The following is a 10,734-nucleotide window of genomic DNA, read 5'->3' as shown; positions in this document are numbered from 1 at the left end:
GCGCTGCTGGAGGACGTCGTTGCCCACCGCCCAGCGGTAGGCGTCGTCGATCTCGGGGGTGTTGGAGAGGGTGGAGAACACCGAGGAGTAGCTGCGGGCGTGCACCGCCTGCATGAAGGCGATGTTGGTGTAGACGGCCTCCTCGTGCTCGGTGCGCGCGTCCTGGATCTGTACGATCTCGCCGACCGTGGCCTGCACGGTGTCGAGCATGGTGAGGCCGGTGAACACCCGCATGGTCAGCGTGCGTTCCTCGGGCGTGAGGCGCTGCTGCCAGGCGTTCACGTCGTTGGACAGCGGGACCTTCTCGGGCAGCCAGAAGTTGGCGGTGAGCCGGTTCCACACCTCCAGGTCCTTCTCGTCGGTGACGCGGTTCCAGTTGACCGGGCGCAGCCGGGCGGCGGGATCGTGGCGGTAGGACGGGGGAGTGACCGACAGCTCGGTCAGCGGGGCGGGGGCGGTGGTCATCGTCGGTGTGTTCCTCACAGCGTGCAGGACAGGCAGTTCTCGATCTCGGTGCCGGCCAGCGCCTCCTGGCGCAGCCGGATGTAGTAGAGGGTCTTGATGCCCTTGCGCCAGGCGTGGATCTGCGCCTTGTTCAGGTCGCGGGTGGTGGCGGTGTCGCGGAAGAAGAGCGTGCAGCTCAGGCCCTGGTCCACGTGCTGGGTGGCCGCCGCGTAGGTGTCGATGATCTTCTCGTGGCCGATCTCGTACGCGTCCTGGAAGAACTCCAGGTTGTCGTCGTCCATGTGCGGCGCCGGGTAGTAGACGCGGCCGAGCTTGCCCTCCTTGCGGATCTCCACCTTGGCGGCGACGGGGTGGATGGAGGCGGTGGCGTCGTTGATGTAGCTGATGGAGCCGGTGGGCGGGACGGCCTGGAGGTACTGGTTGTAGATGCCGTGCTCCCCGACGGACTCCTTCAGCGCGCGCCAGTCGTCCTGCGTGGGAAGGCGCACACCCGCCTCGGCGAACAGGGCGCGTACGCGCCCGGTGGCCGGCTCCCACACCTGCTCGGTGTACTTGTCGAAGTACGAGCCGTCGGCGTACGCGGAGTCCTCGAACCCGTCGAAGGCCGTGCCGCGTTCGATCGCGATCCGGTTCGAGGCGCGCAGCGCGTGATAGGCGACCGCGTAGAAGTACATGCCGGTGAAGTCGACGCCCTCCTCGCTGCCGTAATGGATGCGCTGCGACGCGAGGTAGCCGTGCAGGTTCATCTGGCCGAGGCCGATGGCGTGCGAGAGGGCGTTGCCGTGGGCCACGGAGGGCACGGCGTCGATGGACGACTGGTCGGAGACGGATGTCAGCCCGCGCACCGCGGTCTCGACGGTGGCGCCGAGGTCCGGGGAGGCCATCGCGGCGGCGATGTTCAGCGACCCGAGGTTGCAGGAGATGTCCCTGCCGACCATCTCGTAGCCGAGCGAGGCGTCGTATGTGCTCGGCGTGTTGACCTGGAGGATCTCCGAGCACAGATTGGACATGTTGATCCACCCCGGGATGGGGTTGGCCCGGTTGACCGTGTCCTCGAACAGCAGGTACGGGTAGCCCGACTCGAACTGCAGCTCCGCGATCGTCTTGAAGAACTCGCGGGCACTGAGCGTGGTCCTACGGATGCGCGGATTCGCGACCAGGTCGTCGTAGTGCTCGCCGACCGACAGGTCCGAGAGCGGCTTGCCGTACTCGCGCTCGACGTCGTACGGCGAGAACAGGTGCATGTCCTCGTTGCGCTTGGCGAGTTCGAAGGTGATGTCCGGAACGACCACGCCCAGTGAGAGGGTCTTGATGCGGATCTTCTCGTCCGCGTTCTCCCGCTTGGTGTCCAGGAACCGCATGATGTCCGGGTGATGGGCGTGCAGGTACACCGCGCCCGCGCCCTGCCGGGCCCCCAGCTGGTTGGCGTACGAGAAGGAGTCCTCCAGCAGCTTCATCACCGGGACGACGCCGGACGACTGGTTCTCGATCTTCTTGATCGGAGCACCCTGTTCGCGCAGGTTCGTCAGCAGCAGGGCCACGCCACCGCCCCGTTTGGACAGCTGGAGCGCGGAGTTGACGCCCCGTCCGATGGACTCCAGATTGTCCTCGACGCGCAGCAGGAAGCAGGAGACCAGCTCGCCGCGCTGCGCCTTCCCGGCGTTGAGGAAGGTGGGGGTGGCGGGCTGGAAGCGGCCCGTCAGCATCTCGTCCACCAGCCGGGAGGCCAGCGCCTCGTCGCCGGCGCCCAGGTACAGGGCGGTGGCGACGACCCGGTCCTCGTAGCGCTCCAGGTAGCGGGAGCCGTCGAAGGTCTTCAGCGTGTACGACGTGTAGTACTTGAACGCGCCCAGGAAGGTGCGGAACCGGTGCTCGTGGGCGTACGCCTCCCGGTACAGACCCTCGACGAACTCCCAGGCGTAGGCCCGGATCGGTGCTTCCTCGTAGTAGTCGTTCCCGATCAGGTAGTCGATCTTCTCCTTGAGCGTCGGGAAGACCACCGTGTTGGGGTTCACGTGCTGGAGGAAGTACTGCCGGACGGCCTCGCGGTCCTTGTCGAACTGGATCCTGCCGTGGCAGTCGTACATGTTCAGCATCGCGTTGAGCGCGTGGTAGTCCTTGCGGGTACCGACCGATTCGCGCGGGGCGGCGGATGCCGTGACGTCCGTGGTGAGGGTGGTCATGCCGCCGGCCTCGCCGCCGATGGGTGTCGTGTCCAAAACCTCTGAAGTCCTTCCCTCACGGCACGGACGTCGCGTTCCGTGCCCAGCAGTTCGAATCGGTACAGCTCCGGGACCCCGCACTTCGCCGAGATCACCCGCCCGGCAAGGCAGTAGTCCGCGCCGAAGTTGGTGTTGCCGGAGACGATCACGCCCCGCAACAGGGCCCGGTTGGCCTCGATGTTCAGGAAGCGGATCACCTGCTTGGGGACCGCGCCCGCGCGCTCGCCGCCGCCGTAGGTCGGCACGATCAGCACATACGGTCCGGTGACCGTCGGCATGCCCTCGCGGTGCGGATGCAGGGGAATGCGCGTGGCGGGCAGGCCCAGCCGCTCCACGAAGCGCTTGGTGTTCTCCGAGACGCTGGAGAAATACACGAGACCGCTCATCGGCCGCCGTCTCCTCTCGCTCGCTCCCACGTCGTCCGTCCGAGGACCGGGAGGGGAGGAGCGTCGAGGCGCGTACGACGGACGCCGGGGACGTGCGTGACCCCGGTCCGTGCGACTGCCGCGCGGCCCTCCCTCGGGGCCTCGGAGCGCGTACGCCGCTCGTCGGCGCACGCACAGGTGGCAGGTCTTCGGACTCGCGGGCACGCCTTACGAGACGCCTACTGGCCGTCGCTTCCCGGGCCCCGTTCGTCGGGTCCAGTGCGTATGACGGCGGTCGTTCCCACTCACCGCTGCGGGGCAGTCCCGGATTCCCACCGGGTTCCCTCTTGCCTCGCCCGGCACAGAAGTGCCCGGCGAACCACCAGCACCGGCAACACTACATCTTGAGTCGCACCGGATGACACCGACCCAGATGTTGTGTCTCGGGGCGAAGTAAGGTAGACCTAACTCTGGAAGTTCTGCGGGGTTTCGCGGGGAGCGTCGTCCCGCTTGGCGCCCGTGATCCGGCGTGCGTTGCGCACGTGTCGGCGGAGGTCGGGGACGAGGCGCGCGACCGCCGCCGACGGCTGTGCGCATGCCGGTCCGCCGGTGTGTCCCGCCCGGTCGTGCAGGGCCGAGTCGAGGGCTTCCAGGAACTCGGACAGGGCGATGAGCTCCGTCCGGAACGCGCGCAGACGCGCACCCTGGCTGCCGACCTGCCGGCGCATGGCAGCGAGGTTCTCGAAGTCGCGCACGCTCAGCGCGACCATGGGTTCGCCGTCGACCTCGATGTGCCGGGGCTGCCGCTTCACGCCGGGTTCCCTCCCCTGTCGTCGACGGGCCGGGGAAGGGGCGTGGATGCCCCTTCCCCGGCCGATGGGCGCACGCGTCAGGACGCGGAGAGCTCCTCGCGGACGGTACGGGCGGCGGCGACCAGGCTCTCCAGGGAGGCGCGGGTCTCGGGCCAACCGCGGGTCTTCAGGCCGCAGTCGGGGTTGACCCACAGCCGTTCCGCGGGGATGGCCTCGAGGCCGGTACGGAGCAGCGCGGCGGCTTCCTCGGTACTGGGCACGCGCGGGGAGTGGATGTCGTACACGCCGGGTCCGGCCTCTCGCGGGTAGCCGTGAGCGGCCAGTTCGCGGGCGACCTGCATGTGGGAGCGGGCGGCCTCCAGGCTGATGACGTCGGCGTCGAGGTCGTCGATGGCCTGGACGATGTCGCCGAACTCGGCGTAGCACATGTGGGTGTGGATCTGGGTGTCCGGGCGCACGCCGCTCGTGCTGAGCCGGAAGGCCTCGGTGGCCCACGCCAGGTAGGCGGGCCGGTCGGCGGCCCGCAGGGGCAGGGTCTCGCGCAGTGCGGGCTCGTCCACCTGGATCACCGAAGTCCCCGACGCCTCCAGATCGTTCACCTCGTCCCGCAGGGCGAGGGCGACCTGGCGGGCGGTGTCGCCGAGGGGCTGGTCGTCGCGGACGAAGGACCAGGCGAGCATGGTGACCGGGCCGGTGAGCATGCCCTTGACCGGCCGGTCGGTGAGGGACTGCGCGTACGCCGTCCAGCGCACCGACATCGGCTCCGGGCGGGAGATGTCACCGGCGAGGATCGGCGGACGGACATAGCGGGTGCCGTAGGACTGCACCCAGCCGTGCTGGGTGGCCAGGTAGCCGGTGAGCTGCTCGGCGAAGTACTGGACCATGTCGTTGCGTTCGGGCTCGCCATGGACGAGAACGTCGATCCCGGTCTTCTCCTGGAAGGAGATCACTTCCCCGATCTCGGCCTTGATGCGCTCCTCGTAGCCGACGGTGTCGATCCGCCCGGCGCGCAGGTCGGCGCGGGCGGTGCGCAGTTCGGTGGTCTGTGGGAAGGAGCCGATGGTGGTGGTCGGGAGCAGGGGCAGGCCGAGGTGGGCGCGCTGGGCGGTGGCGCGCTCGGGGTACGGCTGCGAGCGACGGGCGTCCGCCTCGGTGACCGCCGCCGTCCGGGACCGGACGGCCGGGTCGTGCGTGATCGGCGAGTCGGCGCGGGAGGCCAGGGTGGCGCGGTTCACGGCGAGTTCGGCGGCGATCGCGCCGGTGCCCCGGGCGAGTCCCTCGGCGAGGGTGACGATCTCGGCGGTCTTCTGCTCGGCGAAGGCCAGCCAGGTCAGGATCTGCGGCTCGATGTCCCGCTCGGCCGCCGTGTCCAGCGGCACGTGGAGGAGGGAGCAGGAGGCCGACACGTCGACCCGGTCGGCCAGCCCCAGCAGGGTGCCGAGCGTGGCGAGCGACTTCTCCAGGTCGTTGACCCAGATGTTGCGGCCGTTGACGACACCGGCGACCAGTCGCTTGCCCGGCAGCCCGCCGACGGTGGCCAGCGCGTCCAGGTTGGCGGCCGCCCCCTCGGTGAAGTCCAGCGCGAGCCCGTCCACCGGGGCCTCGGCGAGGACGGGCAGGGCGTCGCCGAGCCGGTCGAAGTAGGAGGCGACGAGGAGCTTGGGCCGGTCGGTGAGGGTGCCGAGCCCCCGGTAGGCCCGTGCGGCCGCGTCGAGTTCGGCCGGGGTGCGGTCCTGGACGAGGGCGGGCTCGTCGAGCTGGGACCCACTCGGCGCCGGCCGCGCGCAGGTCGGCGAGGACCTCCGCGTACACCGGCAGCAGCCGGTCCAGCAGGGTGAGCGGGTCGAAGTCCGCGGCCACACCCGGCGCGGGCTTGGCGAGCAGGAGGTAGGTGACCGGGCCGACGAGTACCGGCCGGGCGGTGAGGCCGAGCGCGAGGGCCTCGCCGAGCTCCGTGACCTGCTTGGCCGGGTCGGCCGTGAAGACGGTGTCCGGGCCCAGCTCGGGCACCAGGTAGTGGTAGTTGGTGTCGAACCACTTGGTCATCTCCAGCGGGGCCACGTCCTGGGTGCCGCGCGCCATGGCGAAGTAGCCGTCCAGGGCGTCCGCCCCGACGGCGGCCCGGTGCCGGGCGGGGATCGCCCCCACCATCACCGTGGTGTCCAGGACGTGGTCGTAGTACGAGAAGTCACCGGTCGGCACTTCGTGGGACGCCGGCCTCGGCGAGCTGCCGCCAGTTCGTGCGGCGCAGTTCGGCGGCCGTGGAGCGGAGGGCGTCCGCGGTGACGCGGCCCTTCCAGTAGCCCTCGATGGCCTTCTTGAGTTCCCGGTTCCGTCCCTGACGGGGGTAGCCGTACACGGTGGCCCGTGCTGCCGCGGCTGCGGGCTTGATGGTCACGGAGATCTCCTTCGCGAGATGGATCCCTGAATCCCCGGTGCCGGGACGAGAGCGCGAAGGGTGACGGACCGGACGGTGCGAGCGTGCGCGGCAAGGCACGGTCATCCGTCCGATATGTACGCCGACCCGCCCTCGAGGTCACCGGGATGTCCGCACACGAGTCGTTCGTACGCGGGCAGATGGCAGGTCTTCGGACTCGTGGGCACATCCTCCTCGTGCGAGGACGCCTACTGGCCGTCGCTTCCCGGGCCCTGTTCGTCGGGCCCAGTGCGTATGACGGCGGTCGTTCCCACTCACCGCTGCGGGGCAGTCCCGGATTCCCACCGGGTTCCCTCTTACGACGCGTCCCGTCTGGCGGACGGGGGCGAACCAACTGCATTGATCAGCCTAGAGGGTGACGTGGCGTTCGGATGGGTGAGGTGGGACACGTGCCCCTCAGGCCCGGTCGTATACATGGAACCCTCGGCCCGTCTTGCGCCCCAGCAGCCCTGCCTGCACCATCCGCCGGAGCAGCGGGGGAGGAGCGTAGAGAGGTTCCTTGAACTCGTCGTACAGGGACTCCGCGATCGAGGCCACCGTGTCCAGACCGATCAGATCGGCCAGCTTCAGCGGACCCATGGGGTGTGCGCAGCCCAGCTCCATGCCGGTGTCCAGGTCCGTGGCGGAGGCGAAGCCGGACTCCGCCATGCGGATCGCCGACAACAGGTAGGGAATGAGGAGGGCGTTGACGACGAAGCCCGCCCGGTCCCGGGAGCGAATGACGGTCTTGCCCAGGGTGCGGGTGGCGAAATCCTCGACGACGGCGACCGTCCTCGGCGCCGTATGCAGGGAGGTGACGACCTCCACCAGCGGCAGCACGGGAACAGGGTTGAAGAAATGCAGCCCGACGACCCGGTCGGCGCGGCGCGTGGCCATGCCCAGGCGCATGACGGGGAGGGAGGAGGTGTTCGTCGCCAGCACCGCCTCCGGGTCCTTGACGATCTCGTCGAGGGCGGTGAACACCTCGGTCTTGGCCCGGGCGTTCTCGACGACGGCCTCGACGACGAGCTGCCGGTCGGCGAGATCGTCGAGGCGGCCGGTGAACTCCATACGGGCCAGGACGTCCCGCGCGGCCGCCCGCTCCAGCCTGCCCCGCCCGACGGCGCGGTCGAGCGAGGCGGCCACCCGCTCCCGCGCGGCCCGGGCGGCCGGAGCATCTGCCTCGCACACCACGGTGTCCAGCCCGGCCCGCGCGCACACCTCCGCGATGCCGGCACCCATCTGCCCGCCGCCCACGACGCCCACGCGCCGGATCTCCCCGCTCACGACAGTCCCTCCACGGTGCGCACGAGGTGGCGGGAGCAGGCGTCCGGAGTGAAGAAGAGCGGCAACTCGCCGACCAGCGCCGTCCGTTCGAAGATGCCCCGTGCCTCGTCGACCGACGCCCACGGGTACTCGGCGCCGAGCGCCGCGCACTCGTCGTCCAGCAGCCGCAGCACCGTCTCCCGGTCGACGACCCGGTGCCGCAGCCACTGCCAGACCTGCACCCGTGCGATCTCGGCCGTCGCCGCGTCCTCCATCAGGCCGTGGAGGGCGACCGCCCCCTGTCCGCGCAGCCACGCGGCGAAGTAGCGCAGGGCGACCGCGATGTTGGTGCGCACGCCTTCCGGCGTGGGGGGGTCCGCCGATGCGGCGCACCGAGAGCAGGTCCCCGGCGGTCACCTCCACGTCGTCACGAGCGTGGTCGATCTGGTGCGGCCGTTCACCGAGGACCCCGTCGAACACCTCCTGGCAGACGGGCACGAGGCCGGGGTGGGCGACCCAGGAGCCGTCGAAACCGTCCTCGGCCTCGCGTTCCTTGTCCAGCCGGACCTTCGCGAACGCCGCCTCGTCGGCCGCCGGGTCCCGGCCCGGCACGTGCGCGGCCATCCCGCCGATGGCGTGGGCGCCGCGCCGGTGGCAGGTGCGTACGAGCAGTTCGGTGTACGCCCGCATGAAGGGGGCGGTCATCGTCACCTTGGCCCGGTCCGGCAGCAGGAAGTCGGAGCGGTGCCCGAACGTCTTGATCAGGCTGAACAGATAGTCCCAGCGGCCCGCGTTGAGGCCGGAGCTGTGCTCGCGCAGTTCGTAGAGGATCTCCTCCATCTCGAAGGCCGCCGTGATCGTCTCGATCAGTACGGTGGCGCGGACCGTTCCCCGGGGAATGCCCAGCAGCTCCTGCGCGAGCAGGAACACGTCGTTCCACAGTCGGGCCTCGTACCGGTTCTCCAGCTTCGGCAGGTAGAAGTACGGGCCGTGCCCGGCGTCGATCTGGCGCTGCGCGCAGTGGAAGAAGTACAGGCCGAAGTCCACCAGGGAGGCGGGGACGGGGCGGCCGCCGAACTCCAGGTGTTCCTCGTCGAGGTGCCAGCCGCGGGGGCGGACCACGAGGGTGGCGGGCCGGTCGCCGAGCCGGTACTCCTTGCCCTCCGGCGTGGTGAAGTCGATCCGGCGCTCGACGGCGTCGAGGAGGACGATCTGGCCGTCGACGATCTTCTCCCAGGTGGGGGAGGTGGCGTCCTCGAAGTCCGCCATCCACACGCGCGCACCGGAGTTGAGCGCGTTGACGGCCATGCGGCGGTCCGGGGGGCCGGTGATCTCGACGCGGCGATCGGTCAGTCCGGGGGCGGGCGGGGCCACGCGCCAGGTGGGGTCCGTGCGGACGGCGGAGGTGACGAGGGGGAAGTCGAGAGGGGCTCCGGTGGCGATCCGGAGCGCCTGCCGCCTGCGCTCCTTCAGAAGTGCCGTCCTGCGCTCGCCGAAGGCGGCGGCGAGGCGGCCGACGAAGTCCAGGGCGGCGGGCGTGAGGATCTCTCCGTGGCGGCCGCCCGGAGCCGCGAGGACGCGGACGCGGTGGGTCAGTGCGCTGGTGGTCAACGAGTTCTCCTGGTCGGGGCGGAGGGCGACGGGGTGGGGGCGGTCGCTCCGCCCACCCCCGCCCGGTGGAGGCCGCGGGCGCCGGGCGCCCGCGCGATGCCGCTCTAGTGGAACTGCTCCTCCTCCGTGGAGCCGGTGAGCGCGATGGTGGAGGAAGCGGGGTTGACGGCGGTGGAGACCAGGTCGAAGTAGCCCGTGCCGACCTCGCGTTGGTGCCTGACGGCGGTGAAGCCGTGGGCCTGTGCGGCGAACTCCCGCTCCTGCAGGTCGACGTAGGCGGTCATGCCGTGTTCGGCGTAGCCGTGGGCGAGGTCGAACATGGCGTGGTTGAGGGAGTGGAATCCGGCCAGGGTGATGAACTGGAAGCGGTAGCCCATGGCGCCGAGTTCGCGCTGGAACTTGGCGATCCGGTCGTCGTCGAGGGCGGCCTTCCAGTTGAAGGACGGCGAGCAGTTGTAGGCGAGCATTTTGCCGGGGTGTTCGGCGTGGACCGCCTCGGCGAACTCCCGTGCCTGGGCGAGGTCCGGGGTGCCGGTCTCCATCCACAGCAGGTCGGCGTACGGCGCGTACGCCAGCCCGCGGGCGATGACCGGCGCCATGCCGTTGCGGACGTGGTGGAAGCCTTCGGCGGTCCGTTCGCCGGTGCAGAAGCGTGCGTCGCGTTCGTCGACGTCGCTGGTGAGGAGGGTGGCGGCGAGGGCGTCCGTGCGGGCGACGATCAGGGTGGGGACACCGGCGATGTCGGCGGCGAGGCGGGCGGCGTTGAGGGTGCGGATGTGCTGCGCGGTGGGGACGAGGACCTTGCCGCCGAGGTGGCCGCACTTCTTCTCCGAGGCCAGCTGGTCCTCGTAGTGGATGCCCGCCGCGCCCGCCGCGATCATCGCCTTCGTCAGCTCGAAGGCGTTCAGCGGCCCGCCGAAACCGGCCTCCGCGTCCGCGACGATCGGCGCCAGCCAGTCCGTGTCGTCGCCGGCACCCTCGGCGGTGGCGATCTGGTCGGCCCGCAGCAGCGCGTTGTTGATCCGACGCACCACCGTGGGAACGGAGTTGACCGGGTAGAGGCTCTGGTCCGGGTAGGTGTGCCCGGCCTGGTTCGCGTCCGCCGCCACCTGCCAGCCCGACAGGTAGATCGCCTGGAGACCGGCCCTGACCTGCTGCACGGCCTGCCCACCGGTCAGCGCGCCCAGCGCGTGCACATAATCCCGCTCGTGCAGCTGCCGCCACAGCCGCTCGGCGCCGCGCCTCGCCAGGGAGTGCTCCTCGCGGACGCTGCCGCTCAGCCGGACGACGTCCTCGGCGCTGTGGGTACGCTCGATGCCCTGCCAGCGCGCGTCCGTGGCCCAGCGCAGCGCGAGCTCCTCGGCCGCTGTCGTCCTCGCATCTGCCATGACGGTCACCGTCTTCCTCGGTTGGTTCGGTCTGCCAAGTCCGCTGCCATGAGCGGCGGAGAGTGGCACTGTGTGCCCGGCTCCGGGACGCGGCCCGCCGTCCGGCCGGGGCCCGGCGGGGCCGCACAGGAACTCTGGCAGTGGCACCGAGTGCCATCAAGCGTGGACCGCTGCCAACTTATGCGAATC

At 70.4% G+C, this 10,734-nt stretch carries 5 protein-coding genes, 3 pseudogenes and 2 riboswitches; all 8 genes and pseudogenes read right to left on the bottom strand.

Features of this window, described 5'->3' with window-relative positions; translation table 11 throughout:
- Positions 1-465: ribonucleotide-diphosphate reductase subunit beta (locus ABD794_RS06040; protein ID WP_344961336.1), on the bottom strand; the 465-nt coding region annotated here is incomplete at its 3' end.
- A gap of 14 nt (positions 466-479) precedes the next feature.
- Positions 480-2,684 (bottom strand): class 1b ribonucleoside-diphosphate reductase subunit alpha, encoded by a 2,205-nt coding sequence (nrdE, locus tag ABD794_RS06035; protein ID WP_425585937.1) that lies wholly within the window; start codon positions 2,682-2,684, stop codon positions 480-482.
- A complete protein-coding gene (nrdI, locus tag ABD794_RS06030; RefSeq protein ID WP_344961333.1) occupies positions 2,645-3,073 on the bottom strand; it encodes a class Ib ribonucleoside-diphosphate reductase assembly flavoprotein NrdI in 429 nt (142 codons plus the stop codon). Before nrdI ends, nrdE begins: the two co-directional genes overlap by 40 nt.
- Before the next feature lie 162 nt (positions 3,074-3,235).
- A riboswitch (cobalamin riboswitch) is annotated at positions 3,236-3,451 on the bottom strand.
- Between the two features lie 65 nt (positions 3,452-3,516).
- Entirely contained in the window at positions 3,517-3,864 is a 348-nt protein-coding gene (locus ABD794_RS06025) for a hypothetical protein (protein WP_344961330.1), read from the bottom strand.
- Between the two features lie 77 nt (positions 3,865-3,941).
- Positions 3,942-6,262, bottom strand: a pseudogene (gene metE / locus ABD794_RS06020) (5-methyltetrahydropteroyltriglutamate--homocysteine S-methyltransferase).
- Positions 6,263-6,426: 164 nt separating this feature from the next.
- Positions 6,427-6,651, bottom strand: a riboswitch (cobalamin riboswitch).
- A gap of 46 nt (positions 6,652-6,697) precedes the next feature.
- Positions 6,698-7,549 (bottom strand): annotated as a pseudogene (locus ABD794_RS06015) (3-hydroxybutyryl-CoA dehydrogenase); the annotation flags it as partial.
- Between the two features lie 14 nt (positions 7,550-7,563).
- Positions 7,564-9,157 (bottom strand): annotated as a pseudogene (gene aceB / locus ABD794_RS06010) (malate synthase A).
- A gap of 104 nt (positions 9,158-9,261) precedes the next feature.
- Entirely contained in the window at positions 9,262-10,545 is a 1,284-nt protein-coding gene (gene aceA, locus ABD794_RS06005; protein ID WP_344961340.1) for an isocitrate lyase, read from the bottom strand.
- Positions 10,546-10,734 lie beyond the last annotated feature (189 nt).

The sequence above is a fragment of the Streptomyces thioluteus genome, from assembly GCF_039535865.1.
This window is presented reverse-complemented; position numbering and strand designations above follow the sequence as displayed.